Here is a 26,470-nt window from a genome sequence, read left to right as displayed (position 1 = left end):
GGAAGAAACGCCGCATTATCCCGCACGCGGCCGGCGTCAGCGCATCACCAGCCCGCCGTCCACGAACAGCACCTGCCCGGTCATGAAGCCGCTCCAGTCCGACGCCAGGAACAGCACTGGTCCGGCTACGTCCTGTGGCCTGGCGATGCGGCGCAGCGGCGTGGCGGCGATCAGCGCATCGCGGAACGACGCCTGCGTGCCGGCGCTGGCCGAGGTCGGGTAGACCAGGCCGGGCGCCACGCAGTTCACGCGGATGCCGAAGGGGCCGAGTTCCGCCGCCAGGTTGCGGCTGAACGCCACCAGCGCGGCCTTGGCTGTGGTGTAGTCGTGGTACGGCACCACGGGATGTTCGGTCAGGTTGGTGGCGATGTTGACGATGCAGCCCTGCGCGCGGCGCTTGAAGTGCGGCAGCGCCGCGCGGCACACGTGATGGGCCGCGCCGACCGCGCCGTCGAACTGCGCTTGATAGTCCCGCCAATCCAGGTCGTCGAACACCTTGCGCTGCCGCGGATCGAAGGCGTAGGCGCGGAAGGCATTGTTGACCACCACGTCCAGCCGGCCGGCCTCCTGCACGATGGATTCGATCATGGCGTGCACGGCCTCGGGCACGCTGACATCGGCCTGCAGGCCCCAGGCATCGCCGCCCAGGGACTGGCATTGCGCCACCACCGCATCGGCCGCGGCCGTGTTGCTCAGGTAGTTCACCACGACCGTGGCGCCCTCGCGCGCGAAGCTTCGCGCGATCTCGGCGCCGATGCCGCGGCTGGCGCCCGTCACCAGCACCACCTTGCCCGCGAACTTCATGGCGGCGTTCATCTCAGCGCTCCGGCAGCAGGCTGGCATCGACCACGCCGGCCACGTCGATCGGGTGCTGGATCAAACCCAGCGCGCGGTAGGCGTCGGCCGCCTTCTGCAGCGAGGGAACGTCGAATGTGCCCAAGGCGCGCCCCGCCGCCTGCGCCGAGGCATTGCGCGCGCGGATCACTTCCAGGTTCACTTCGCGGTCGGTGCCGTCGATGGCACGTTTGGCGGCGATGGCCGCCGCTTCTTCCGGCTGCGCGATCATCCACGCGGCGCTGTCGCGATAGGCCTTCAGGAACGCGCGCAGCAGGGGCTGGCGCTGTTGGTAGACCTGCTCGCGCACCACGAAGAGATCGCTGGACACGTTCAGCGAGTCGCGGACCTCCATCACGTCGACCTCGCCCAGCCCGCGGCGCCGGCCCACCAGCAGCCCGGTGTCGGTGGCGGCGGTGGCATCGACCTGGCCCTGCAGCAGCGGCGCGAAGTTCAGCACGCCGGTCACCACGATCTCCACGTCCCGCTCCGTCAGGCCGGCCTGGTGCAGCATCACCAGCAGGTTCTGGCGCGTGCCGCTGGACAGGCTGTAGACGCCGATGCGCTTGCCCTTCAGGTCCTCCGGCCGCGTGATGTTGGCGGACTTGCGCGACACGACGTTGAAGACGTTCTGCGGATAGATGTCGTAGATGGCGCGCAGCTTCTCGCCCTTGTCCAGCGCCGTGAACAGCGAGCCGGGGTCGGTGAAGGCCACGTCGGCCTGGCCGCTGAGAATGTTGCGGATCGCGTCGCCGCCGCCCGCGCCGGGCAGATAGGCCAGTTCCAGTCCCTGTGCCTTGAAGAAACCCTTGTCGGGTTCGGCCAGCAGATTGGTGATCTCGGAGATCGGCTTGCTCCAGCCGGCCAGCGTGACCTTGCCGAGTGCGGCCTGCGCGCATGCGGCGGCGGGCGCCAGCGATGCGGCGGCAAGGCCGGCCGCGCCGGCCAGCAACGCGCGGCGTTGGGGGGAAGAGAGCATAGCGGAAGTCCCGTGGATCATGGTTGTTGCTCGGCGTAAGGGCGCAGCAGGCGCCGTTCCAGCAGCAGCGTGGCCTGATAGCCCAGCAGGCCGATGGCGGCGATGGCCGCCAGAGCCGCGAACATCAGCGGCGTATCCATCATGCCCTGCGCGGCAATGATGACCGCGCCCAGCCCACGGCTGGCGCCGATGAATTCGCCGACGACGGCGCCGACCAGGGCCAGCACCAGCGCCACGCGCAGGCCCGCCAGAATGCCCGGCAGGCCGGCGGGCAGCTTCAGGCGCAGCAGCGTCTGCCCGCGCGAGGCGCCCAGCATGCGGAACAGCTGCACGCGGTCGGGGTCGACCTGGCGCAGGCTGGTCAGGGTGTTTTCCATCAAGGGAAAGAAGCAGATCAGCGCGGTCATCACCACGGTCGGCGCCAGGCCGAAGCCGAACCACAGCACGAACAGCGGCGCCAGCGCCAGCTTGGGCACCACCTGGCTGACGATGACATACGGCTTGAGCATGCGGTCCAGCATCGCCGATTCGGCCAGCGCGATCCCCATCCCCAGACCGGCCAGGCCGCCCAGCCCCAGGCCCAGCAGCATTTCCGCCACGGTGGCGCCGATGTGCGGCCAGAGGTAGCCGGTGGACAAGACGGTCCACAGCGTGCGCGCCACGGCGGAGGGCGCGGGCAGCACCAGCGCCGACAGGCCGGCCTGGCGCACGGCCAGTTCCCAGGCGGCCAGCAGCACGATCAGCAGCGCCACGGGCAGCAGGCGGGATTGCAGCACCGGCCTCATGGGCGGCCTCCGGTCATGGCGCCGTAGACCTGCGCGCAATAGTGGTTGAACGCGGGTTCGTGGCGCATCGCCTGCGCCCGTGGGGCGGGCAGCGCCACGGCGACGTCGGCCACCAGGCGGCCGTGCTGCATCACGGCCACGTGGTCGCCCAGGTAGACGGCCTCGGCGATGTCGTGGGTGACGAACAGCACGGTGGTGCCGCGTGCGCGGCACATGCGCAGCAGGTCGTCCTGCAGTTCGCCGCGCGTGATGGCGTCCAGCGCGGCGAAGGGTTCATCCAGCAGCAGCAGCGCGGGATCCAGGATCAGCGCGCGCGCCAGCGCCACGCGGCTCTGCTGGCCGCCGGACAACTGGCGGGGGTAGTGATGCGCATGGGCGGCCAGGCCCAGCAGGGCCAGCAGGCCGTGGGCGCGTTCGATGTCCGCGGGCACGGGCCTGTGTTGCAGCGATACCGGCAGCAGCACGTTGTCGATGACGTGCCGCCACGCCAGCAGCGTGGGGGCCTGGAACACGTAGCCCAGGTGCGGACCCGTGGCGGCCGGCGTGCCATCCGCGCGTTGGATCCGGCCCGATTGCGGTGCCATCAGGCCTGCGGCCAGTTTCAGCAGCGTGGTCTTGCCGCAGCCGCTGCGCCCGACCAGGCAATGGAAGGCGCCGGTATCCAGGCGCCAGTCGACGCCGTCCACGATGGGCGGGCGGCCGGGGTAGCCGTAGGCGACCTGCTGCAGGGAGAGGAACGGCGCCGTCATGGCAGGCTCATGGCTCGTACCGCGCATAGGGTTCCGCGGCGGATTCGGCGGATTGCTCGATCTCGGTCATGCGCACCAGGTCCCGCAGGTTGAAGCGGCCGTCGTGGTGCCAGCCGGCTTCGGGCATGCTCATCGATCCCAGCGCGCTGATGCGTGTGACACCCGCGGCGCCCAACTGGTCGGCCAACTGGTACAGCTCTTCCGGCGTCGCGGCCACGCCCGCGGTTTGCAGGTAGGGGGCCAAACCGGCCAGCGCGGGCACGACCTCGTCCAGCGCGTCGATGGCGGCCACGGCGACGCTGCGCTGCAAGGCCGTCGGCGCCAGAGCGCGCGCCGTCTCGGTGTACGACACGCTCCAGGCCGCGTCGGGTTCGCCCAGCAGGGCATCGCCGGGCGGCAGCGTCCATTCGATCGATTGCCGCCATTTGGCGACGCCGGCCGATTCTTCCAGGTCCAGCGCGCGGCGCGGAAAGCGCCGTTGCAGGTTGGCAAGCTCACCGGCCAGGTATCCCGCGAAGTCGCGCGGCGACACCGGGCCGCCGCGTTGCACGTAGAAGATGTGCGGTGAATAGCATCCTTGCTGGTCGTAGCGCATCACGTCCCATGCGGCGCGGCGGGCCAGCACGGGCGCGTTCACGGCGTCCAGCGCGCTGGCGCTGACCACGCCGAAGCCCAGCTTGTGGCCGTGCGCCAGAAACCGCGCCGTCACCGGCAACCGCCGCTGGATGGCCTGCAGCGCCTCGTTGCCGCCGTAGGCCACCACGGTATCGGCCTGCGCATACAGCGCATCGGCCTGTTCGCCGCCCGCGCCGCGCCACCACACCACGGCCAGGCAATCGGCCAGGGGCGGATGCACCTCGGCCAGCAGACGGGCGAACCAGCCGGCGAACAGCGGCTCGGCGCTGGGCAGCTTGCCGATGCTGCCCGCCTTGACCAGCAGGCCGCACACCAGGCTCCATAACGCCAGCGCGGGCACGTTGCCGGCCCAGCTGTGGGCCAGCAATCGCGGGCCATGGGCGCGCACCGCGCCCCCCTTGGGCGTGGGCTGGAAGCCGTCGAGCACCTTGGGGTTGGCGAAATCCTCGGCCACGAAACGATGTAGTTGCGGCGCGCGGAAGGTCCTGAGAAAGCCGGTCAATCCCAGGCGAACCATCTCGGCGTCGTAGCCGCTGACCAGCGGCAGCAGCGCATCCGCCTGCCGGCGGTAGGGATCGTTGCCGTCGAGCAGGCGCGCGATGGCGCGGTCGATGACGGTAATGATCTCCGACACCGTCATCGTCTTCAGGTGCCGGGCGCTGGCCTGCTTCACGCGCTCGGCCAGCGCCTGCATCTGCGGGGCGGACAGCACGGGCACCGCCACCTCCAGTCGTTGGCCGTCCCCCGAGAAAGGCAACATCTGCCATTGCACCTGATCGGCGCCCAGGCCCGGCAGGTAGCCGGCTTCGATTCTGCGTAGGCTCATGCCGCCGCCGAGCGCACGAATTCTTCCACTGCCAGCGAGCATCCCTTGGCCTGCGCGCCTTGCGCGCGGCCCAGCAGCAGGAATCCGCCTTCGGCCGGCTCGCCCACGTCCTCGGTCAGGATGGTGCTGACGGAATTGAAATTGCCCAGGTCGCAATGCGCCAGGATGCCGCGTTCGCCGGCGGGCACCGTGCGGCCGGTGGCGGGATCGACCAGCCGCCAACGGATCCAGTGTGGACCCGACTTCACCGACGGCACGGTGGCGTTGCCGTCGTCGTAGAACTGCGTGCTCAGCTCCGTCATGCCGTACATGTTGATGCACAGGGCGCGCGGCACGCCCAGCAGTTCGGACAGTTCGGTGTAGAAGGTGTCCAGCGGCAGGTCGCGCGACTGGCCCTTGTAGCCGCCGGTGTCCAGGATGCGGCTGCCCGGCGGCAGGCGGAAGCGGCGGCCCGCCGCGCGCAAGGCATCGATCACGTGCACGAAGCTGAAGCTGGCGCCCAGCAACGCATAGGGCTCGCCGCTTTGTTCGGCCTGCTCCAGGCGCTGCCACAGGGCGTCCAGGTCGATGCCCTGCGGCGACATGAAGTAGCGGCTGTCTGCCGTGCCGAAGGCCGTCCTGGCCAGCGCCAGGTAATGCGCCAGCGACGAGTTCGGCATGGCGGTCTCGTCCGGGAACAGGATGCCCATGGGCAGGCGCGCGACGCCCTGCATCACGCGCTGCGCGAAGTTGCGCGTCATCGACAGGTCGTACACGTCCAGGCGCGGATGGAAGTGCCGGCCGCGCAGGTCGGCGCGCGTGGTTCCGCTGGTCATGAAGACCCGCTCGTCCGGCATGGGCGGCTCGCAGCGCAGTTCCATCGCCTTGAAGGCGTCGATGGGCACGGCCGGGATGTCGCTCCAGGTCCTCACGGTACGAACCGTGGCGCCACGGCGCTGGCAGAAGCTGCGGTAGGGCGCGTTGGCGGCGTACTGGTAGGCGAACAGGCGCAGCGCGATGTCGTCGAACTGCGCGTCGGTGCAGCCGTCCTGGGCGATGAATTGGAGCAGGTCCGCAACCAGCGGTTGGGCGTGAGTCATGGGCGTTCGTGTTCCTGTACAGGGAAACTCCGAAGCCCGCCTGCGCCAGGGCGCGCGTGGGGCGCCATCCTGTTCAGGTCGATGCTCTCCTTACGCCGGTATGAGCCGGGTCAAGTTCGCGGGTCTGAATCTCAGCACTGGCGTGCACCCCGGAGCAGGTCCATCTTAACCCGCAATGCAGCGGAGCGCGGCCAGGCGATTGCGGCCTGCATCCGGCGGGCCGGTACGCACGACGCCTCGCGTGGCTGCGGTCAGGCGCCGCAGCGTTCCGTCGCAGGCTTGCGACGGGCACTCGTGCGGTACTCCGTCGGAGATATCGACAGATGCTGGCGAAACAGCTTGGCCAGGCGGTCGCCGCTGCCCAGGCCCGTCCGGCGCGCGACCTTGTCGGCCGGCAAGTCGGTCTGCAACAGCATGCCGCATGCATTCTCCAGCCTGACGCGCAGGATGAATTCGGTGGGGGTGACGCCAATCTCGTTCTTGAAGCGGCGCAGGAAATTCCGCTCGCTCATCGCGACGGCTTGTGCGACATCCGCGACCGAGATGCGGTTTGCGGAATTGGCCCGCAGGTGATGGACCGCGTTGCGGATGAGCTGGCTGGCGCGCATTTCGCGCGCCTCGAACTGTCCGCCCGTCATGCCACGGCATGCCGGCGATGTCAGGCAGGCGACGATCTTCCGGGCGATTTCGCACCCTACGTCCTGGATGACGATGGCCAGGGCCGCCTCCAGCACGCTTTCTTTTTCATTCCCGTGCATGCCGCAGGGGGCGCCAAGCCGTTGCCGGCCTTCGGATTCGGAGGCACACATTCGTGACGTCGCCGGTGCTTCCCGCCGATCTCGCGGGAGCGCCTGCCGCAGCCATACGTTCAAGGTCTCGTCCAATCGGGTTTCTTTCTGGTCACCCCCCAGGATGAATGTGGCATGTAACGCGGTGCCATCCAGGCGGGGTGTGTCGGTCCAGATCCGTACGCCGGAGGAAGAACGGATGGGGCCGCCGTTGGGTGAATACAGCCTCAGGTCATACCGGTCCACGACTGCGGAATCGGTGCGTCCCAATTGGTTGGCCAGTTCGAACACCGAGGCCAGCTTCCCCAATGGCATGATGGGAAAGCCTTCAAGCAACAATACGGCGACGCGGTCCTGCCGCCGGTCCTCATGTTTGCGTGGACCTCCACTCACATTTTCCTCAGACTAGAAATTCCACATACTTTCTGTATGTCGCGATGTTTGAAAATTTCTGGCTTTCGGGATCAGCATAGGAGTGGAATTTGCGCCGCAGCTTGGAAATGTCTGATTTCGACTTAGTATTGACGGATCCAGTCAAGGCGTCCGATCCTTCTGGAATACGGTTCTTTCGTATTCGGGGGAATATCTCCGGATCGGTTTTTCTGTATTTCTTTTAATGACAATCGGGAGCCCGTGTCCCGCTCGTGGCCGACGCCCGCCCATCAGGCGGATCGAGGAAATTCCGCCAGGTTTAATTCACAGATAAGCCTGCCGCAGCTCGCGAGTTCGTTCTTCTGATCGGCGGTCAGCGATGCGATACGGGCAGCCAGCGTTTCGGTGATCCCCAATTGGTGCATGGCCTGTTCCTGGTCACTGCGCAACATGTGTTGCGCGATTTCGATATAAGCGCGGTTGAAATCCCGGATTTCCCGCGCCCAGGTATCTTGATGCATCATTGCCTCCGATTGGAAAGATGTCCGGGCCGCGTGGGCGGGACCCGCTTCATGTCGGACTCTATCCAATGCGAACTGGCGGTATATGAAAAAACCTAGGTGGAATCCGTCAAACAGGCATTATCGGAATGGCTTCGCTTCGGTCCGGGCGCCACGCAGGGCCGATGCGCGGGCATTGCGGGTCGGATTGTCAGGGGCAGCCAAAGTGATTGTCGGGAACAAGGGCTCGCATGCCAGCCGTGGACGGCCTGCGCATGAGCAGCGGCCAGGCCTGCCTGCGGGAGGGATCGGCGATTACAGCCTGGCATTGAGGAGGATCGGCATGACCCTGGCATTTGGCGCGATGAACCAGGAATGGGGCCAGGCCGACGGCCTGTTCCGTTTCGAGAGAATGTGGCTGGAGCCGTTCGGCAGTCGCCGACGGCGGCAGCCCGATCGTGCATCTTTGTCTGGCCCGGCCACTTGCCATGATCGACGGGCGGGACGCGGAGACATCCCCGCAAAAGCCGTGCGGCTTCCCCCGATGCGTTTCTTCATGAATGTCTGCCGTTGCCCCGGGCAAACGTGGGTTTCCGGAGGGGGCGCCATGAGACGCGCCAGGCCCTGATGCGCGTCCGGGGCTGGGGCTAATCCCAGGACAACGCGTTCATCGCCTCGACCAAACGGTCGCGGTAATGGGGCAGCAGCTCGGGCATGCGGGCTTGCCGTTCGTGCCACTGCGCGGTTTCGGTACCCCTGGCCACCCTTGGAGCCGCCCATACCGCATCCGGAAAATGCCGGTCGCCACGCCAGCGCGGAATCACGTGCCAGTGCAGGTGCGGCACCATGTTCCCCAGCGCGGCGAGGTTGACCTTGTCGGGGTGCAGCACGTCGCGCTGCGCCTGTTCCACGGCATAGACCGCGCGCATCACGCGTTCGCGGTCGGGCACTGCCAGCGCCGTCATCTCGGGCACGTGGGCGTTCCACACCACGCGCGTGAAGCCGGGATAGTCGGCGTCATCCACCTCGATCACGCGCAGGTGATCGCCGCGCCACAACAGGGCGCCGCCGTCCTGTTGGCACAGCGGGCAATCGGCGTCTTGAGTACTCATGGAGAAATCCTGGGTCCGTGCGATGCGCTCAGGGCATCGCCTTGCGGTATTGAACGAAGCCGGAACGGTCGGCGATGCGATCGTACAGCTGCATGGCGGTCTCGTTGGTCTCGTGCGTCAGCCAGTACACGCGCGAAGCATCATGGCGCCGCGCGTCGGCGTAGACGTGTTCGATCAGCGCGCGGCCCGCGCCGGTGCCGCGCACGTCCGGCGCCACGAACAGATCCTGCAGATAGCAGTAGTCGCCTTGCGTCCACGTGGAGCGATGATAGATCCAGTGCACCATCCCGATGGCCTTGCCGTCCAGCACGGCCAGCGCGGCATTCACGGGTTCGGCGGGGTCGAGAAAGCGCTGCCAGGTGCCGCGCGTGACGTCGTCCGCGATGTCGACGCGATAGAACGATCGATAGCCTTTCCACAGCGGCAGCCAGGCATCGAAGTCGTCGGAGGAAACAGGACGGATCTGCAGGTCGGACATGGGTGTGTTGGCGGTCAGAGTTGCGATTCGAGGGCTTGCACCACGTGACGCAGGACTTGCAGGCGGGCGTGGCGCTTGTCGTTGGCCGAGATCAGGTGCCACGGTGCATGGCCGCTGTCGGTGCGGGCCATCATCTCATTGGCGGCATCGGCATACGGTTGCCACTTCTCGCGGTTGCGCCAGTCGTCGGGCGTGATCTTGAAATTCTTGAACGGCGAGGCCTCGCGTTCCTGGAAGCGTTCGAGCTGTACGTCGGGCGTCACCGCCAGCCAGAACTTCAGCACGATGGCGCCACTGTCGGCCAGTTGCCTCTCGAAATCGTTGATTTCGCCATAGGCACGCTGCCATGCCGTGGGCGGCGTGAACTTTTCCACCCGCTCGACCAGCACGCGGCCATACCAGGAGCGGTCGAAGATGGCGACACGGCCATGCGAAGGGATGCGGCGCCAGAAGCGCCACAGGTAGGGTCGGGCCAGTTCGTGCGGGGCGGGCGCCGATACCGGCGTGATGTCGAACTGACGGGCGTCCAGTGCCTGCGTGACGCGCCGGATGGCGCCGCCCTTGCCGGCGGCGTCCTGGCCTTCGAACACCAGCACCAGCGAATGCTTGTCGAACTTCGGCGATCGCACCGCGCGCGCCAGCCGGCCTTGCAGCAGGCCCAGTTCGGTGTCGTACTCGTCCTTGTCGGCGTGCACCGCATAGTCCAGCCTGGCCAGTCGGTCGGTGATGCGCGGGCGGGCCGGCGTGCTCGGTTGCGACACACGGGGCGCGCCGCGCCGGCGCAGCGCGCGCAGCACGGTCTCGGCGGTGCACACGGTACGCATGGATTCGTCGGCGCTGGGCACGATCACCCACGGGGCGTACGGCACGTCGGTATGCGTCAGCGCCACCTCGGCCGCCGAGCGCAGCCGCTTGAATTTCCTGGCGACCTTGCGATCGGCCGGCGTGACCTGCCACGAGGTCTCGGGGCTGGACAGCAGTCGCTCGGTACGTTCGGCCTGCGCCTTGGCCGATAGGTGATACCAGAGCTTGATCACCTGCACGCCATTGGCGGCCAGCTGCGCCTCGAAGGCCCGTACGTGCGTGGCGTGGCGCTCCAGCGTGTCGGCATCGGGATGCTTGCGCGCGGCTTCGCGCAGCAAGGGCTGATACCAGGAGCCGAACACGATGCCGATGCGGCCGTTTTCGGGCAGTTCGTTCCAGTAGCGCCACAGCGGCGGGCGCTGCGCTTCGGATTCGGCGGGCGGGCCGAATGCCATGGTGTGGATATGGCGCGGGTCCATCCATTCGTTCAGCAGATTGATCGTGGCGCCCTTGCCGGCGCCGTCGATGCCGGCCACCACGATGAGCAGCGAGCGGTCGGCTTTCTTCAGCAGGTCGTACTGCGCTTTCAGCAGCGCGGTGCGCAGGCGTGCTTCCTGGGTCTTGAACTTGTCCTTGGGCAGGACGGGATCGGTTTCCGCTTCGCTGAACATGAGGGCAGGGCACCTTGCTGGGGATGGGGATCCAGGGATGTTGCGGGATATCTTGCGTGGGCGCAAGGCCGCATGGGCCGCCAGCGAGGGGAGCCGGCACGCCAGGGGGGGCTGGCGGACAGCCGCGGGAAGGGAGGATGCGTATAAGCCGCAATGGATGAAAGCGTGCGTTGCACGACCTGGATGCCGGCATGGCGGATAGTGTGTCGAGTCCTCCTGGACTTCGCAGCAAGCCGCCATGACCCGGCACGACACTCTCTATAAACGCCTGTTTTCGCATCCGGCCATGGTGCGTGCCCTGTTGACGGGTTTTACGCCAGGTAAATGGACCGAGCCGCTGGATTGGTCGACCCTGGAGAAGATGCCGGCCGAATTCGTCGCCGAGAATCGCCGGACGCGGCGCGGCGACATGGTCTGGCGCGTGCGCACACATCAGGACGGCCAACCGGTCTATCTGTTGCTGGAGTTTCAGTCAACGGTGGACAGGCGCATGGCGTTGCGCATGCTGACCTACCTGGGGTTGTTGTGCGAAGAACTGTCGCGTCAGACAGGGAACCAGCCTTTGCCGCCGGTCCTGCCGATGGTGCTTTATAACGGCCAGACGCGTTGGCTGGCGCCGCTGGACAGCGGAACCTTGTTCGGCGCCTATCCGGATTCGCTGCAACCTTACCGTCCCCGCCTGCGCTACCTGCTGATCGACCAGCGGCGTGTCGCGCGGTCACGCCGTCTGCCAGGCGCCAACCTGGCGGCGGCGTTCTTCCAGATCGAGAGCGGCGCGTCGCTCGAAGTCTTCGCCGTCGCGGTGAATACGTTGCACCAAGGCACGAAAATACCGGGAATGACGGAATTGCGCCGTGATTTGGTCCTATGGTTGGCGGCACATCGTCCGTTGGCCGAGCAGGCCCTTATGCTCCTCGAATCCGATGACTCCAAGGAGAGCAAGACCATGCTGCTCAAACGTGCACAAGCCGACGCGATCAGGGCCATGATCGGCCAGATGGCCCATGACGCCCTCGAAGAAGGCGAGCGGGCCTATGTCGAGAAAGGTTTGCAACAGGGCTTGCAACAAGGTTTGCAACAAGCCCGCTTCGAACTGGTCGAACGGATGCTTGCGCACCGCTTCGGTCCGCTGTCCGACACCGTGCGCGACCGTCTGGCCGCCGCCTCCGCCGAACAGTTGCAGGACTGGGCCATCGCCCTGCTCGAGGCACCCGACATCGATACGGTCTTCGCGCATTCCGCGCATTGACCGGTCCGCCAGCGCGGGGTCGCCCGATAAGGCAACCCCGCGCTGCTTCAATCGTACGACCGCACGTCGTCGATCACCTTTCCATCATTCGGCAACGACTGCGGCGTGGCCCATTCCACTTCGGCACGCAGCTTGGTCACCTCCCGCACGGTCTGCGCAATGCTGGCGGCCAACTCCGGCGTGCCCGAGCCGTTTTCGATCTTCAGCGTCATCAGGTCGCTGCCCACCTTGCCGCTGATCACCAGCCGCGCGCGCCCGACGCCGGCATGGCGCGCCACTACCTCGGCCACCTGCGACGGATGCACGAACAGGCCACGCACCTTCGTCGTCTGATCCGCCCGCCCCATCCAGCCCTTGATGCGCGTGTTGGTGCGGCCGCAGGGCGACAATCCCGGCATCACTGCCGACAGATCCCCCGTCCCGAAGCGCACCAGCGGATAATCCGGATTGAAGGTCGTGATCACCACTTCGCCCACTTCGCCGGCCGGCACGGGCTCGCCCGTGCCCGGTCGCACGATCTCCAGGATCAACTCCTCGCCCAGCACCAACCCGTCGCGCGCCGGCGTCTCGAACGCGATCATCCCCAGGTCCGCGCTGCCGTACGCTTGGTATCCGGCCACGCCGCGCGCCAGCAGCCAGTCGCGCAGCGACGGCGGAAAGGCTTCTCCCGAGACCAGCGCATGGCGCAGCGACGGCAGGGCGATGCCCAGCTCATCCGCCTTTTCCAGGATGATCTTCAGGAAGCTCGGCGTGCCCACGTAGCCATGCGGCGCGAGGTCGGCAATGGCGCGCACCTGCTGCTCGGTCTGGCCGGTTCCGCCCGGAAACACCGTGCAGCCGATGGCGTGCGCCGCCGTCTCCATCATCGAACCCGCCGGCGTGAAGTGATACGAGAAGCAGTTGTAGGCCAGTTGCCCCGAGCGAAAGCCCGCTGCATACAAGGCCCGCGCGAAGCGCCAGTAATCCGGGCGCGCACTTTCGGGTTCATAGATGGGGCCGGGCGAGGCAAAGGCCCGCATCGCCTGCCCCCAGCCGATGGCCGAGAAGCCGCCGAAGGCCTTGCCAGGCCCGGGCTGCGCGTCGCTGCCACGGCTTTGCTGCTGCGTTTCCAGCAGTTCGTGCTTGCGCAGCACGGGCAACTGCGACAGGGCCTCGCGGCTGGTGACGCCGCGCAGGTCGATGCCCTGCAATTGCCGCCCGATGGCCGGGGCGCTGGCCGCCGCGCGTTGCAGGGCCTGCGGCAAGGCCGCCATCAGGCCGTGTTCGCGCGCGGCCGGGTCGCGGGTTTCCAGGGTATCGAAGAAGTCGGACATGTGAGCGCCTTTATGCGATGCGGATGCGCCGATGTGGAAAATGGGATTCAGGCCAGCCAGCGTTTGCGGCGGCGGTAGAACTTCTGGTCGCGGAAACTCTTGCGCTCGCCGCTGGCGATGCCCAGGTAGAACTCCTTGACGTCCTCGTTGCGCGCCAGGTCGCCGGCTGCGCCGTCCATCATCACGCGGCCGTTCTCCAGGATGTAGCCGTAGTCCGCGTAGCGCAGCGCGATGTTGGTGTTCTGCTCGGCCAGCAGGAAACTGACACGTTCTCGTTGATTCAGGTCACGCACGATCTCGAAGATCTCTTCCACGATCTGCGGCGCCAGGCCCATCGAGGGCTCGTCCAGCAGGATCATGTTGGGGCTGGCCATCAGCGCGCGGCCGATGGCCGTCATCTGCTGCTCGCCGCCCGACGTGTAGCCGGCCTGGCTGGCGCGGCGCTGCTTCAGCCGTGGAAAGTACTGGTACACCTTGTCCAGCGAGGCGGACACTGCGCCACGGCCCTGCCGCGTATAGGCGCCCGTCAACAGGTTTTCCTCGACGGTCAGGTGCGCGAAGCAGTGCCGGCCTTCCATCACCTGCACCACGCCACGCCGCACCAGTTCGGCTGGCGACAGCCGCTCGATGCGTTCGTCGCGATAGCGGATGTGGCCTTTGGTCACGTCGCCGCGCTCGGCCTTCAGCAGGTTCGACACCGCGCGCAGCGTCGTGGTCTTGCCTGCGCCGTTGGCGCCCAGCAGCGCGACGATGCGGCCTTCGGGCACCTGCAGCGATACGCCCTTGAGCACCAGGATGACGTGGTTGTAGATGACCTCGATGCCATTGACGTCCAGCAACACTTTGTCCGGCATGGCCGCGGGCGCCGGCGCGGCGCCGGAAGCGGGTAGGGATTCCATCGCGATTCCTGTAGGGTTTCGGCGCGCCGCCGGCCGAGGCCGGCGGCGGCCCGGAACATCAGCCTGCGCAGTTGCGCGGGCTGATGTTCTTCTCCTTGGCGTACTTGGCCGCCATTTCCTTCACCAGCGGGCCGACCACGTTCTTGTCCGCCTGATACCAGTCGGACTTCACTTCGAACTTGGCGCCGTCCCACTGCGCGATGCGCGCCCAGTCGCCGCCCGTGTGATCGGCGCAACTGGTCTTCACCGGCCGCATGATGTCGCCGAAGCCCAGCTCGTTGAGCCGCTCCTGCGTCAGGTTCAGGTTCTCGAAGCCCCAGCGCACCTGTTCCGGCGTCAGGGCTTTGCCCTTGCCGTATTTTTCCTGCGCCGTCCGGATGGCCTCGACCTGCAGCATCGAGATCATCATGCCGCGCGTATGCGCGATGGTGCCCAGCGTGTTCTTGGCGGTGCTGTCGCTGCCCTGGCCCTTGTCGTAGACGAACTTCTTCAGGTCGGCGTGCACCTTGCCGCTGGCCGCGGCGCTGTTGTGGATGGTGACGGTGTTGTAGCCCTTGGCCACCTGCCCCAGATCCTTCACGTCGCCTTCCGAACCCGCCCACCAGATGGCATACATCTTGTCGCGGGGATAGCCGCTGGCCTGCGCTTCACGAATCGCGGTCGGCGTCATGATGCCGGCGCTCCACAGCAGCACATACGCGGGCCGCTGCTGGCGCACCTGCAGCCACGTCGATTTCTGCTCGACGCCCGGCGCCGTCACGGGATACAGCAGCAGTTCGAACCCTTGCGCCGCGGCGCGCTTCTGCAGCAGCGGAATCGGCTCCTTGCCATACGGCGAGTCGTGATAGACCAGGGCAATCTTCTTGCCCTTCAACTTGTCCATCCCGCCTTCCTTCTTGGCAATATCCTGGATCATCACGTCGGCCGCGGTCCAGTAGGTGCCCAGCAGCGGGAAGTTCCACTCGAACACGCTGCCATCGGTGGACTGCGACAGCCCGTATCCGACGGTCTCGACCGGAATCTTGTCGACGATGGCCTTGTCGCTGACGGCGAACGTGATGCCGGTCGATTGCGAATCGAACCCGGCGGCCCCCGTGCCACGTCCCTTCAACCGCTCGTAGCACTCGACGCCGCGATCCGTGGCATAAGCCGTCTCGCACTCCTCATACGTCAGCTTCACGCCATTGACGCCGCCGTCTCGGGCGTTCACCAGCTTCAGGTAATCCAGCTTGCCATCCGCCCAGGGAATCCCCAGCGGGGCAAACGATCCGGTGCGATACACCAGCAGCGGAATGAACTGCTCATCGGCCACCGCCGGCGCAGCCGCCGCCAGCGAGCCCAGGACGGCCAACGCGGCCGCAGCGGATTTCAGATTCAGGCGCTTCATAGTCGTTGTCTCCGGGATGTCCGGTCTATCTGCCGGGTTTGTTTGGATACTTCGTTACTAGATTGAGCTGCTGTTTCGATGGAACGAGTTGTTTGTTGCTGCTGCGGGTATCTGAGTTCTTGGGACGCATCGCTGTGGCTGGAATGGGCCGCGCCGGCCAAGTCGTCGGGCTCGGGCGCGCCACCAGGCGCCCTCGGTCCCGCTACGCGGGACTGCCCCTCCTCCAATTGGCCGTCACGGCCCATTCCAGCCACAGCGATGCTCAAAACATCTCCACATAGCGGCCATCACACCCCCCTTGTTGCGAGGGGCTGTCAGCCTGGGTTGAGATAGGCGAAGTTCCTGCTCTTGCATCGTGAAACCCTTGCCACCACCCTCTCATTGCAAGCGGCCAACCAACGGAAGCCGCTCATGAAATTTCCTCCAACCTGCCACCACCGCCGCCAAGCACACCTCCCACTCCCCCAAGACAGTCTCCACAAAGGTGCAGGCCCTTTTGATTCATGAGTCAGTCGGCAACCCGAGGCCTCGACGGCCAATTGGAGGAGGGGAAGCCGCGTAGCGGCCGAGGGCGCCTGGTGGCGCGCCCGAGCCTGACGACTTGGCCGTCGAGGCCTCGGGTTGCCGGCTGACGCCTCAAGAACCCAAAACCGAAACCCCCAACAAGCAAACAACCCCTCCGCAAGAACCTCACCAGGCTTTCAATGAGGAAACGGCCACATCCTCAACTTCTCTTTCCCGATGCTCCACAGCCTTGCCAGCCCATGCGGCTCCGCGATCAGGAAGAACACGATCAACGCCCCGAACACCATGTGCTCGATGTGCGCCGCCGTGTCCACCGACAGTGGCAATCCCAGCATGTGTGGAATGTTCGTCAGCGCAACGGGAACCAGCACGATGAACGCCGCCCCGAAGAAGCTGCCCACGATCGACCCCAGCCCGCCGATGATCACCATGAACAGCAACTGGAACGAGCGCGTCAGGTCGAAGGCCAGCGGCTCCCACGAGCCGAGATGGATGTAGCCCCACAGCGCGCCCGCCACGCCCACGATGAACGAACTGACCGCGAAGGCCGACAGCTTCGCGTACATCGGCCGGATGCCGATCACCGCCGCCGCCACGTCCATGTCGCGGATCGCCATCCACTGGCGGCCGATCGCGCCGCGCACCAGGTTCTTGGCCAGCAGCGTGAAGACGGCGACGAAGGCCAGCACGAACAGGTAGCGCTGCGTCGCCGTCTGCACCGGCAGTCCGAAGGCCGTCATGGCGGGCACCGACACGCTGCCCGATGACGAATAGTTCGTGAAGAACGGGATGCGCAGGAAGGCCCAGTCCACGAAGAACTGCGCGGCCAGCGTGGCCACCGCCAGGTACAGGCCCCGGATGCGCAGGCTGGGAATGCCGAAGACCACGCCCACCAGCGTGGCGAAGCAGCCGCCCACCAGGATCTGCAGCACCAGCGGCGTGCCGGGCAGGCGCACGCCCAGGTTCCAGGCCGCGTAAGCGCCCACCGCCATGAAGGCGCCCGTGCCCAGCGAGATCTGGCCGCAGTAGCCCACCAGGATGTTCAGCCCCACCGCCGCCAGCGACAGGATCAGGAAGGGAATCAGGATGGCGCGCAGGAAATAGTCGCTGGCCAACAGCGGAATGCCCACAAACGCCACCGCCAGCAGCAGGAAGATGAAAATGCGGTCCTGGCGGATCGGGAAGATCTGCTGGTCGGCGCGGTAGCTGGTCTTGAACTGGCCGTTTTCGCGGTAGAACATGTTTTTATCCTCAGATGCGGTCGATGATCTTCTCGCCGAACAGCCCTTGCGGCCGGAACAGCAGGAACACCAGCGCCAGCACGTACGCGAACCAGATTTCGATGCCGCCGCCCACCAGCGAACCCAGGTAGACCTCGGACAGCTTTTCGCCCACGCCGATGATCAGCCCGCCGATGATGGCGCCCGGCACCGAGGTCAGCCCGCCCAGGATCACCACCGGCAACGCCCGCAGCGCCGCGGTCGACAGCGTGAACTGCACGCCGAACTTCGAGCCCCAGATGATGCCGGCCACCAGCGCCACCAGGCCGGCCACGCTCCACACGATCACCCAGATACGGTTCAGCGGGATGCCGATGGACTGCGCGGCCTGGTGGTCGTCGGCCACCGCGCGCAGCGCCCGGCCCGTGGACGTGTACTGGAAGAACAGCGCCAGCGCCGCCACCAGCAACGCCGCCACCAGGGCGGCCGTCAGGTCCTCCAGGTTGATCAACAGGCCGCCCTCGAACATGCTCTCCAGGATCACCGCCGGATCCTTCGGCATGCCCACGTCGATGGAGTACACCGAACTGCCGAACGCGATCTGTCCCAGTCCATCCAGGAAGTAGCTGATGCCCAGCGTGGCCATCAGCAGCGTGGTGGCCTCCTGGTTGACCAGATGGCGCAGCACGAAGCGCTCCACCGCCATCGCCAGCAGGAACATGATGGCCGCGCTGACGATGAAGGCCAGGATGTTGGCGACCAGCATGTTCTCGAAGCCGAGCCAGCGCGGAATCCATTCGGAGAACCGCGCCATCGACAATGCCGCCACCAGCACCATCGCGCCCTGTGCGAAGTTGAAGACACCGGAAGCCTTGAAAATCAGCACGAAGCCCAGGCCGATCAATGCGTACAGCATGCCGCTCATCAGGCCGCCGAACAGCGTTTCCAGGAAAAATCCCATCGTCGTTCCTCGTCCTCAGTGCGCCAGCGCGGCTTCGCCGCCCACGCCCAGGTAGGCGCGGATCACGTCCGGGTCGGCGCGCACCTCGTCGGGCGTGCCGTCGCCGATCTTCTTGCCGTAGTCCAGCACCACCACCCGGTCGGAGATGTCCATGACCACGCCCATGTCGTGCTCGATCAGCACGATGGTCGTGCCGAACTCGTCGTTCACGTCCAGGATGAAGCGGCTCATGTCCTGCTTCTCCTCGATGTTCATGCCGGCCATCGGCTCGTCCAGCAGCAGCAGTTTGGGCTCCATCGCCAGCGCGCGGCCCAGATCCACCCGCTTCTGCAGGCCATAGGGCAGGCGACCCACCGGCGTCTTGCGATAGGCCTGGATCTCGAGGAAGTCGATGATGTTCTCGACGAATTCGCGGTGCGCGATCTCTTCGCGCTCGGCGGGGCCCCAGCGCAAGGCCTGCGCCAGCAGTCCGCACTTCATGCGCAGGTTGCGCCCGGTCATGATGTTGTCCAGCACGCTCATGCCCTTGAACAGCGCCAGGTTCTGGAAGGTGCGCGCGATGCCCATCTCGGCGGCGCGGCGCGGATTCATGCGCGAGAAGCGCTCGCCGCGCAGCATGATGCCGCCTTTCTGCGGCGTGTACACGCCGTTGATGACGTTGAGCATCGAGCTCTTGCCCGCGCCGTTCGGACCGATGATGGCGCGGATCTCGTGCTCGCGCACGTTGAAGGAAATGTCGGTCAGCGCTTTGACGCCGCCGAAGGACAGCGAGATGCCCTGCATGTCCAGCATGACGTCGCCGATGCGTTGCGTGTGTTGTCTGTCAGTCATGTCAATGCCTCATGCAGCCAAGCAGCACCCGCTGTGCATTCAACGCAGTGGGCGTGATCGGGGACGCGGCGGATCCGGCTCCGCCGGTCCGCCTGCGTCGCCCCCTGGGGGCGCGCGTCAGCGCGTAGGAGGGGGTCATCACTTCATGCCGCCTTTGCCGTGATGGCGGGAAAGGTCTTCACGGGGCAGATCCGCAGGTCCGCCGAGATGCGGCCCGTGCGGCCGTCCTCGTACTTCACCTCGGTCTCGATGAACTGGTTCTGCCGTCCGCCGTACAACGCGTCCACCAGCACCGCGTACTTCTGCGCGATGAATGCGCGCCGCACCTTGCGGGTGCGCGTCAGTTCGTCGTCGTCCGGGTCCAGTTCCTTGTGCAGGATCAGGAAGCGCGCCACCTGAGAGGCCGCCAGCCGCGCGTCGCCGGCCAGGTCGGCGTTGACCTTCTCCACGCAATCGCGGATCAGCTCGTACACGGCTTCCTTGCCGGCCAGGTCGGTGTACCCCGCGTACGGCAGGCCGCGCCGCTCGGCCCAGTTGCCCACGGCCTCCAGGTCGATGTTGACGAAGGCGCATGCCTCGGACTTGCCCGCGCCGAAAGCCACCGCCTCCTTGATGTACGGAAAGAACTTCAGCTTGTTCTCGATGTACTTGGGCGCGAACAGGCTGCCGTCGGCCAGCTTGCCGACGTCCTTGGCGCGGTCGATGATCTTCAATTGCCCGTCGCTGTCCAGATAGCCCGCGTCGCCCGTATGGAACCAGCCCTCGGCATCGCGCGCCTCGCGCGTGGCGTCGGGGTTGCGGTAGTACTCCTTGAACAGGCCGGGGCTTTTCACCAGGATCTCGCCACTGTCGGACACGCGGATCTCCACGCCTTCCACGGGCGGTCCCACGGTGTCGTCACGCACCTGGCCGTCGGCCTGCACGCACACGAACACCGAGGTCTCGGTCGAGCCATACAGCTGCTTCAGGTTGATGCCGATGGAGCGGTAGAACACGAACAGGTCCGGCCCGATGGCCTCGCCCGCCGTGTACGCGACGCGCACGCGGCTCATGCCCAGCGCGTTGCGCAACGGGCCATACACGGTGATGTCGCCCAGCAGATAGCAAAGGCGATCCCACGGATTCACCGGCTGTCCATCCAGGATGCGCGTGCCCACGCGGCGCGCCAGTTCCATCGCCGCGTGATACAGCTTGCGCTTGAGGTAGCCCGCGTCTTCCATGCGGATGGTGACGTGCGTCAGCAGGCCTTCCAGCACGCGCGGCGGCGCGAAGTAGTAGGTGGGGCCGATGTCGCGCATGTCGATCGCCACCGTCTCGGGCGACTCGGGATGGTTCACCGTGAAGCCCGACACCAGCAACTGCGTGTACGAGAACATGTTCTGTCCGATCCAGGCCGGCGGCAGATAGGCCAGCACGTCTTCGCGATCGGTCAGGCGCTCCATGTCGGCCACCGCCCGGGCGCGGTCGATCAGCGCATGGTGCGTCAGCACCACGCCCTTGGGGCGGCCCGTGGTGCCCGAGGTATAGAACATCGCGGCCGGGTCGTGCGGTTGTACGGCGGCGGCGGCCTGGTCGTAATGACCGGGATGCTGGGCCGCGTATTGCGCGCCCAGTGCCTCCAACTGCTCGTACGCGCACAGCATGGGATCAGAATAGTGGCGCAGTCCGCGCGGATCGTCGTACACCACGTGCGCAAGCGCGGGGCACTGCTCGCGCACTTCCAGCATCTTGTCGACCTGTTCCTGGTCCTCGACCACCGCCACGCGGATCTCGGCGTCCTGCAGCACATACACCATTTCCTGCGCCACGGCGTCCTGGTACAGCGGCACGGGAATCGCGCCCAGCGCCTGCGCGGCCATCATCGCGATGTACAGGCGCGGCCGGTTCTCGCCGATCACGGCGACGTGCATGCCGGGACCGATGCCCAAATGGGCAAGGCCATTGGCCACCAGGCGGGCGTGATGCGCCACGTCCTGCCAACTGAGCGTCTGCCAGATCCCGAGATCCTTCTCGCGGATGGCCGGACGCGCGCCGCGGACGCGGGCGTGCTCCTGCAGCAGCGCGGGAAAAGTCTGCGCCGCCGCCGGCACCGACGCGGGTGCGGGCGTTGTATGTGCCACGTTGTCTCCTCCGGTGCATTGCGCCTGTCGTCCTCAAGCGGAGCGATACTCGGGCGCGCCCAGTTCGTTTTTAGATTTACGGCAGGACTTAAGGTATAAGGTTACGCAGCGCTCAACTGTCGTTATCGCGACATTCGACGACAATCAAGGGTATTCCCCATGCAAATCGCCGACTCCCTGCAATTGGCTGCCGCCTGGTTCCGTGTCCTCGACGCGAACCAGCAGGCGCGCGTCGAGCGCGACATCGCCGTGCAGCAGGTGCAGGTGGGCGCCATCATCGAACGCAAGGGCGATCCCGCGCTGGTATGGATCGGCGTACTGGCCGGCCTGGTGCGCGTGTCGGTGGGCAACTCCGACGGCAAGGTCGCATCGCTCACGGGCGTGCCCGCTGGCGGCTGGATCGGCGAAGGTTCACTGCTCAAGCGCGAGGTGCGCAAGTACGACGTGGTGGCGCTGCGCGATTCCGTCGTCGCGCGCCTGCCCGCCGCCACCTTCGACTGGTTGCTGGACAACAGCATTCCCTTCAACCGCTATCTGCTGCATCAACTGAACGAGCGCGTCGCGCAGTTCATCGGCAAGGCCGAGTACGACCGCCTGCTCGATCCCGATGCGCGCGTGGCGCGCTGCCTGGCCGAGCTGTTCAATCCCTTGCTTTATCCGGGCATGGGCATGCGCCTGGCCATCACGCAGGAAGAGGTCGGCTACCTGGCGCGCGTGTCGCGTCAGCGCGTGAACCAGGCGCTGCGCAAGCTCGAGGATGCAGGATTGCTGACCGTGGAATACGGCGCGGTGCGCGTGCGCGATCTGGACGGCTTGAAGCGCTATGGATCGGATGTGTTGCGGGATGCGGCGGTGGTGTGATGTTCAGGCGAAATCCACCGGCCGGATAGTGACTTGTACACGTGAGGGGCAAGCTCGATATCCGCTGCGTCGGGCACGAATACGGCATCATCGATCTTTCGAGCGATGTTCACCAGCAGCGCGATAGTCTTCGTCGCCCTGGACGAATGAAAGCTGGCGATGATGGCGAATGGACAGCAGATACACCACGGATTCGGCATCTATCGCCATGTAAAGCATCAGGTAGTCACGATGCACATATTCCCTCAGTGCCACTGATGCGCCAGCGGGCAGCGCGGAAAGCCGAGCCAATGCCTCGACCGATTGCGGCGGATTGTCCGGATATCGACGGCCAATCCGCGGAAAGCGTCTCAAGTTTGGAATGACCGTACCGCGTAGTTCCGCAAGCAGGTCATCGAAGGCAAATGCGGCGTCTGCTTCCGTCAGGAAGGTCTCGATGGCATCCAGGCGCTCAAGAAAACTTTCGGTCAGTTCGACATGGTGAAGCTTATCAGCCACGTTTGACCGACTTCGTTCTTGCCAAGGTTTCGTTGGCGGCTACCGCTCTGCGTTTCTGCAGGCCGGCAAGAGCATCGTCCGCCGCAACGGTGCGCCCGGCGGCGATGTCGGCCAGTCCCCGTCTGGCGTCCTCGATCAGCAGCAGATGGATGCGTTCCTGCTCCAGGCGGTGGTAATAGTCCAGGCGATCCGCGTCGATAAGTGCCACGTAGCTTTCACCGTTCTTGGTGATGATTTTTTCTGCGCCAGCCTTGGCCTGGTCAGCCAATTCGGAGAGGTTCGCGCGTGCCTGGGTGAATGGCACGATGTCTTTGGTAGAAAACCCCATGGCGGCTCCTGGCGATCAAAGATTACAGAATCCTGTGCATTTTAATCCTTTCGCAGGAGCTGCTCAATTAGGCAAAAAGGTCTCTGTGCCGGCGATATCCCGCCGTCGATGCCCCGCCTGGATACGCCGCCACTACCGCCGGACCGTGCTTCAGTTTTTGCCACGGGCCCATGCATCGATACACGACTGTTCTCCAGCACATATCCAGAATCCGTCGCATTCAGCCTGGATGGCTCTCCCTACGACGTCATCGCCAGGCGCACGGCCAGGGTGGCCATGACCAGCGCGATCAGGCCGTCCAGCACGCGCCAGGCGCGGGGGCTGGCCAATAGCGGCGCGCACAGCCGGGCGCCCAGGCCGAGCACGGCCAGCCACAGGGCGCTGGCGGTCAGCGCCCCACTGGCGAACGCCATGCGGGCATCGCCGAAGCTGTGCGCAAGCGTGCCCACCAGCACGATGTCCAGCCAGAAGTGCGGATTGACCAGCGTGAAGCCCAGCGCCCCGAGCAGCGCCGCGCGGCGCGTGGTGGCGCCCTTGCTGGCGGCTTGCAGGCCATTGCCTGCCCGCAGGGCCCGGCGCGCCGATTGCAGCGCATACCAGCCCAGGAAGGCCACGCCGCACACCAGCATGGCTTCGGTCAGCCACGGTGCGGCGTGGGTCAGCACCTGCAGACCCAGCACGCTGCTGAAGATGAACAGGGCGTCGAGCAGGGCGCACAGCGCCAGGATGCTGCCCAGGTGCGCGCGCATCAAGCCTTGCCGCAGGATGTAGGCGCTTTGCGCGCCGACCACGGCGAACAACCCCAGGCCCGTGGCGGTGCCACTGAGCCAGGCACTGAACAAGGGGGGAAGGGCGGCGGTGAACGGCATGGAGGACTCGGCTTCTTCTGGTGTGGCTTTGCGCGGTCGCCTCGACATGAAGCGCCCTGCATGATCGGCATTCTGACCGTCCGCCGTGGTGAAATACAGCTAATTTCCTTAATGCATATTAAGAATTGCTAATCTAATGCAGATCGATCACGGAAACCTGCGCGCGCTGGCGGCGGTGGTGCGCGAGGGCAGCTTCGAACGCGCCGCGGCGGCCCTGCACGTCACGCCCTCGGCGGTATCCCAGCGCATCAAGACGCTGGAAGACCGCATGGGCCGGTTGCTGGTGCAGCGCACCGTGCCCGCGCGGGCCACGCCGGACGGCGAGATCCTGGTGCACCTGGCCGAGCAGACTGCCTTGCTCGAACACGACGCGCTGGGCCGCATGGGCGTGGGCGACGAGGCCCCGCGCGCCAGCATCCCGGTGGCGGTCAATCACGACAGCCTGGAGACCTGGTTCGTCGACGCGGCCATCCGTTTTTCGGCGCGCGCCAATGCCACGCTCGACATGCTGTCCGAAGACCAGGACCACACGGCCGCGCTGCTGCGCAATGGCTCGGTGCTGGGCGCGGTCACCACGCTGTCCGAGCCCGTCCAGGGCTGCCGCATCCACGCGCTGGGCAGCATGCGCTACGTTGCCACCTGCACGCCGGAATTCCATGCGCGGCACTTCTCGCAGGGCGTCAGCGCGCGCACGCTGGCGCAGGCGCCGGTGCTGGTGTTCAACCGCAAGGACGCGCTGCAGGCGCGCTTCGCGCGCCGCATCATGCGGGGCGCCCCGTGGCAGCCGCCGGTGTGGTGGCTGCCGTCCACGCGGGCCTTCGTGCAGGCCACGCGCGGCGGCCTGGGCTGGACCATGAATCCGCTGATGCTGGTGCAGCCCGAGATCGAGGCCGGCACGCTGGTGCCGCTGCGCACGCGTGCCTGGGAAGACGTACCGCTTTACTGGCAGCATTGGCGGGTAAACTCGCAGGCGATGAACGCCCTGACCGACGCGGTCCTGGCGGCCGCCCGTGTGCTGGTCCGGCGGCGTTGAACCCGCCCGGCATGACGCCGGGCCTGACAAGACGGAGACCCTTCCTCATGACGATCCGCAATTTCGCCGTGGCCGCTGCCCTGAGCCTGTGCGCCGCCGCCACCGCCTGGGCCGGCAGCGACAAGGCCGGCCAGATCCAGGTCGACGACCCGTGGGTGCGCGCCACCGCGCCGGGTCAGCCCAACGGCGCCGGCTACCTGACTATCCGGAACGCGGGCCAGGCTGCCGACCGCCTGATGGCGGTGAAGTCCGACGCGGCCGGACGCATCGAAGTGCATACCATCGACAACGAGAACGGCGTGGCGCGCATGCGCGCGGTCGAGGGCGGCGTGGAAGTGCCCGCGGGCGGCGAAGTGAAGTTCGCGCCGGGCGGCTACCACGTCATGTTCATGAAGGTGAAGGGCGCCTTCAAGGAAGGCGCCGACGTGCCCGCCACGCTGACCTTCGAGAAGGCCGGCAACGTGGCGGTGAGGTTCAAGGTGCAGCCGCTGTCGTACCACCCCGCTGGCTCGGGCGGCCACGACATGGGCGGCCACGACATGGGCGGCATGAAGGGCATGAAGCACTGAGGCGGTCTGTGCGGCCCGGCGTCGTGCAAGGTCGGTAAGACGGGACGAGTCGCCTGGCCCGCCCCGCCGCCGCGGGTGGCCGCGCGTCATCAGGCCGGCGCGATACCGGCCACGCTGCGTATCACTCCAGCTTGATGCCGGCCTTCTTGATGACCTGCGCCCACGTGGCGCGTTCCTCGGCGGCATAGCGCGAGAAGTCCTTCGGCGCCATCGGCATCGGCTGCACGCCCATGTCGGCCAGCTTCTGCGCGATCTCGGGCGACTTCATCGTGGCCTCCAGTTGCGCGGACAGCTTCTGCACCACGTTGTCAGGCAGGCCCGCCGGACCCACCAGTCCTTGCCAGGCGTAAGCCGTGAAATCGGCCACGCCGGCCTCGGCCATGGTGGGCGCATCGGGCAGGGCCGACACGCGCTCGGGAGTGGCCGAGGCCAGCACGCGCAGCTTGCCCGCCTTTACGTTGGGCAGGCCGGCCGCCAGGTCGATGAACATCATGTCTACTTGTCCGCCCAGCAGGTCCTGGATGGCGGGCGCGGCGCCCTTGTAGGGCACGTGCAGCATGTCCACGTTGGCGCGCTGCTTGAACAGTTCCAGCGCCAGGTGGTGCGGCGAGCCCGCGCCGGCCGAGGCGGCCGTCAGTTTGCCCGGCGTCTTGCGCGCGGCCCGCACCACGTCGTCCACCGACTTGAAAGGCGAGTCGGCGCGCACCGCCAGCAGTAGCGGGAAGCGCGCAATGCCGCCGATGTAGGTGAACTTGGTGGGGTCGTAGGACAGCTTGGCGTACAGCGAGGGATTGAAGGCCAGCGTGCCCGTGTCGGCCGTGCCGATCATGTAGCCATTGGGTTCGGCGCCCGCGATGGCGGTGGCGCCCACGATGGTGGCCGCGCCCGGCCGGTTCTCGACGACGATGGTCTGGCCCAGCGGCTTTTCCATGCCGCTGGCGACGGTGCGCGCCACCACGTCGGCGCCGCCGCCGGCGGGGTAGGGCACGATCCAGCGGATCGGTTGGGTAGGCCATTGCTGCGCGCCGGCGGCAGTGGCGAACGACAGGGCGGCAAGCGCCAGCAGGCGCCTCGCAAAGGTGCGCATGGGGTGTCTCCTCGTGCGGGATTGGAATGATGAATCGTTATCGGCGGACGGCTTGGGCCGTCTCGCGCAGGCCGCCATTATGCGCCGCCGCGGGGCGCGCGGCGACT

At 66.5% G+C, this 26,470-nt stretch carries 26 protein-coding genes and 1 riboswitch; of the genes, 4 read left to right on the top strand and 22 right to left on the bottom strand.

Going from position 1 to position 26,470, the window contains the following annotated elements:
- Positions 1-36: 36 nt before the first annotated feature.
- The 11 genes from A7W11_RS21135 to pap all read right to left on the bottom strand — a co-directional run bounded on the left by A7W11_RS21135 (position 37) and on the right by pap (position 10,613).
- On the bottom strand, positions 37-816 hold the full coding sequence (locus tag A7W11_RS21135) for an SDR family oxidoreductase (RefSeq protein ID WP_066418680.1): 780 nt from the start codon (positions 814-816) through the stop codon (positions 37-39).
- A gap of 1 nt (position 817) precedes the next feature.
- Positions 818-1,813 carry an ABC transporter substrate-binding protein gene (locus tag A7W11_RS21130; RefSeq protein ID WP_066418678.1) on the bottom strand — a complete coding sequence of 332 codons (996 nt, stop codon included), beginning with the start codon at positions 1,811-1,813 and terminating at the stop codon, positions 818-820.
- 17 nt (positions 1,814-1,830) lie between these two features.
- Positions 1,831-2,598 (bottom strand): ABC transporter permease, encoded by a 768-nt coding sequence (locus A7W11_RS21125; protein ID WP_066418677.1) that lies wholly within the window; start codon positions 2,596-2,598, stop codon positions 1,831-1,833.
- Positions 2,595-3,347 (bottom strand): ABC transporter ATP-binding protein, encoded by a 753-nt coding sequence (locus A7W11_RS21120; RefSeq protein WP_235816935.1) that lies wholly within the window; start codon positions 3,345-3,347, stop codon positions 2,595-2,597. The genes A7W11_RS21125 and A7W11_RS21120 overlap by 4 nt, the downstream gene beginning before the upstream one ends.
- A 7-nt stretch (positions 3,348-3,354) precedes the next feature.
- Positions 3,355-4,809 carry an acyl-CoA reductase gene (locus tag A7W11_RS21115; RefSeq protein WP_066418674.1) on the bottom strand — a complete coding sequence of 485 codons (1,455 nt, stop codon included), beginning with the start codon at positions 4,807-4,809 and terminating at the stop codon, positions 3,355-3,357.
- Complete coding sequence (locus A7W11_RS21110) at positions 4,806-5,888, bottom strand: LuxE/PaaK family acyltransferase (protein WP_066418673.1); 1,083 nt, start codon at positions 5,886-5,888, stop codon at positions 4,806-4,808. Before A7W11_RS21110 ends, A7W11_RS21115 begins: the two co-directional genes overlap by 4 nt.
- Positions 5,889-5,958: 70 nt before the next feature.
- Positions 5,959-6,050: riboswitch (TPP riboswitch) on the bottom strand.
- Between the two features lie 89 nt (positions 6,051-6,139).
- A complete protein-coding gene (locus A7W11_RS21105) occupies positions 6,140-6,991 on the bottom strand; it encodes a helix-turn-helix domain-containing protein (protein WP_082887425.1) in 852 nt (283 codons plus the stop codon).
- 347 nt (positions 6,992-7,338) lie between these two features.
- Positions 7,339-7,569: a flagellar transcriptional regulator FlhD gene (locus tag A7W11_RS21100; RefSeq protein ID WP_235816934.1), complete on the bottom strand. Its 231-nt coding sequence runs from the start codon at positions 7,567-7,569 to the stop codon at positions 7,339-7,341.
- A 626-nt stretch (positions 7,570-8,195) separates the two neighbouring features.
- Positions 8,196-8,660, bottom strand: coding sequence for an HIT family protein (locus tag A7W11_RS21095; RefSeq protein WP_066418670.1), 465 nt, complete (start codon positions 8,658-8,660; stop codon positions 8,196-8,198).
- Between the two features lie 28 nt (positions 8,661-8,688).
- On the bottom strand, positions 8,689-9,138 hold the full coding sequence (locus A7W11_RS21090) for a GNAT family N-acetyltransferase (protein WP_066418667.1): 450 nt from the start codon (positions 9,136-9,138) through the stop codon (positions 8,689-8,691).
- Positions 9,139-9,152: 14 nt separating this feature from the next.
- Positions 9,153-10,613 carry a polyphosphate:AMP phosphotransferase gene (pap, locus tag A7W11_RS21085; protein ID WP_066418664.1) on the bottom strand — a complete coding sequence of 487 codons (1,461 nt, stop codon included), beginning with the start codon at positions 10,611-10,613 and terminating at the stop codon, positions 9,153-9,155.
- Between the two features lie 238 nt (positions 10,614-10,851).
- On the opposite strand from pap, the gene A7W11_RS21080 reads away from it, so the two are divergent.
- Positions 10,852-11,862 (top strand): Rpn family recombination-promoting nuclease/putative transposase, encoded by a 1,011-nt coding sequence (locus tag A7W11_RS21080; RefSeq protein ID WP_066418662.1) that lies wholly within the window; start codon positions 10,852-10,854, stop codon positions 11,860-11,862.
- A gap of 47 nt (positions 11,863-11,909) precedes the next feature.
- On the opposite strand, the gene A7W11_RS21075 is transcribed toward A7W11_RS21080, so the two are convergent.
- From A7W11_RS21075 to A7W11_RS21045, 7 genes are all read right to left on the bottom strand, one after another.
- Positions 11,910-13,175: a phenylacetate--CoA ligase family protein gene (locus A7W11_RS21075; RefSeq protein WP_066418660.1), complete on the bottom strand. Its 1,266-nt coding sequence runs from the start codon at positions 13,173-13,175 to the stop codon at positions 11,910-11,912.
- Between the two features lie 47 nt (positions 13,176-13,222).
- Entirely contained in the window at positions 13,223-14,074 is an 852-nt protein-coding gene (locus tag A7W11_RS21070) for an ABC transporter ATP-binding protein (protein WP_066418654.1), read from the bottom strand.
- A gap of 58 nt (positions 14,075-14,132) precedes the next feature.
- Positions 14,133-15,461 (bottom strand): ABC transporter substrate-binding protein, encoded by a 1,329-nt coding sequence (locus A7W11_RS21065; RefSeq protein WP_066418649.1) that lies wholly within the window; start codon positions 15,459-15,461, stop codon positions 14,133-14,135.
- A gap of 701 nt (positions 15,462-16,162) precedes the next feature.
- Positions 16,163-17,227 (bottom strand): branched-chain amino acid ABC transporter permease, encoded by a 1,065-nt coding sequence (locus tag A7W11_RS21060; protein ID WP_066418641.1) that lies wholly within the window; start codon positions 17,225-17,227, stop codon positions 16,163-16,165.
- A 10-nt stretch (positions 17,228-17,237) separates the two neighbouring features.
- Positions 17,238-18,167 carry a branched-chain amino acid ABC transporter permease gene (locus tag A7W11_RS21055; RefSeq protein ID WP_066418640.1) on the bottom strand — a complete coding sequence of 310 codons (930 nt, stop codon included), beginning with the start codon at positions 18,165-18,167 and terminating at the stop codon, positions 17,238-17,240.
- Between the two features lie 15 nt (positions 18,168-18,182).
- The gene (locus tag A7W11_RS21050) at positions 18,183-18,998 is read right to left on the bottom strand and encodes an ABC transporter ATP-binding protein (RefSeq protein ID WP_066418639.1); all 816 of its coding nucleotides are present in this window, start codon (positions 18,996-18,998) and stop codon (positions 18,183-18,185) included.
- A gap of 143 nt (positions 18,999-19,141) precedes the next feature.
- A complete protein-coding gene (locus A7W11_RS21045) occupies positions 19,142-21,118 on the bottom strand; it encodes an AMP-dependent synthetase/ligase (RefSeq protein WP_066418638.1) in 1,977 nt (658 codons plus the stop codon).
- Between the two features lie 159 nt (positions 21,119-21,277).
- Between A7W11_RS21045 and A7W11_RS21040 the strand changes: the two genes are divergently transcribed.
- Positions 21,278-21,979, top strand: a complete 702-nt coding sequence (locus A7W11_RS21040; protein WP_066418636.1) for a Crp/Fnr family transcriptional regulator — start codon at positions 21,278-21,280, stop codon at positions 21,977-21,979.
- A gap of 87 nt (positions 21,980-22,066) precedes the next feature.
- Here the strand turns inward: A7W11_RS21040 and A7W11_RS27625 are convergent, their stop codons facing one another.
- The 3 genes from A7W11_RS27625 to A7W11_RS21030 all read right to left on the bottom strand — a co-directional run bounded on the left by A7W11_RS27625 (position 22,067) and on the right by A7W11_RS21030 (position 23,674).
- Positions 22,067-22,477 carry a type II toxin-antitoxin system RelE/ParE family toxin gene (locus A7W11_RS27625; RefSeq protein ID WP_082887402.1) on the bottom strand — a complete coding sequence of 137 codons (411 nt, stop codon included), beginning with the start codon at positions 22,475-22,477 and terminating at the stop codon, positions 22,067-22,069.
- Positions 22,470-22,805, bottom strand: a complete 336-nt coding sequence (locus tag A7W11_RS21035; RefSeq protein WP_066418634.1) for a type II toxin-antitoxin system Phd/YefM family antitoxin — start codon at positions 22,803-22,805, stop codon at positions 22,470-22,472. Before A7W11_RS21035 ends, A7W11_RS27625 begins: the two co-directional genes overlap by 8 nt.
- Positions 22,806-23,044: 239 nt before the next feature.
- Positions 23,045-23,674, bottom strand: coding sequence for a LysE/ArgO family amino acid transporter (locus tag A7W11_RS21030; protein ID WP_066418632.1), 630 nt, complete (start codon positions 23,672-23,674; stop codon positions 23,045-23,047).
- 136 nt (positions 23,675-23,810) lie between these two features.
- Between A7W11_RS21030 and A7W11_RS21025 the strand changes: the two genes are divergently transcribed.
- Both A7W11_RS21025 and A7W11_RS21020 read left to right on the top strand, forming a co-directional pair.
- Complete coding sequence (locus A7W11_RS21025) at positions 23,811-24,707, top strand: LysR family transcriptional regulator ArgP (protein WP_066418629.1); 897 nt, start codon at positions 23,811-23,813, stop codon at positions 24,705-24,707.
- Positions 24,708-24,754: 47 nt separating this feature from the next.
- Positions 24,755-25,276 carry a copper chaperone PCu(A)C gene (locus A7W11_RS21020; protein ID WP_066418620.1) on the top strand — a complete coding sequence of 174 codons (522 nt, stop codon included), beginning with the start codon at positions 24,755-24,757 and terminating at the stop codon, positions 25,274-25,276.
- A 121-nt stretch (positions 25,277-25,397) separates the two neighbouring features.
- Here A7W11_RS21020 and A7W11_RS21015 read toward each other — a convergent pair whose 3' ends face one another.
- Positions 25,398-26,363, bottom strand: a complete 966-nt coding sequence (locus A7W11_RS21015; RefSeq protein ID WP_066418614.1) for a Bug family tripartite tricarboxylate transporter substrate binding protein — start codon at positions 26,361-26,363, stop codon at positions 25,398-25,400.
- Between the last annotated feature and the right edge of the window lie 107 nt (positions 26,364-26,470).

The sequence above is a fragment of the Bordetella ansorpii genome, assembly GCF_900078315.1.
In the GTDB taxonomy this organism is placed as follows: Bacteria; Pseudomonadota; Gammaproteobacteria; order Burkholderiales; family Burkholderiaceae_B; genus Bordetella; species Bordetella ansorpii.
This window is presented reverse-complemented; position numbering and strand designations above follow the sequence as displayed.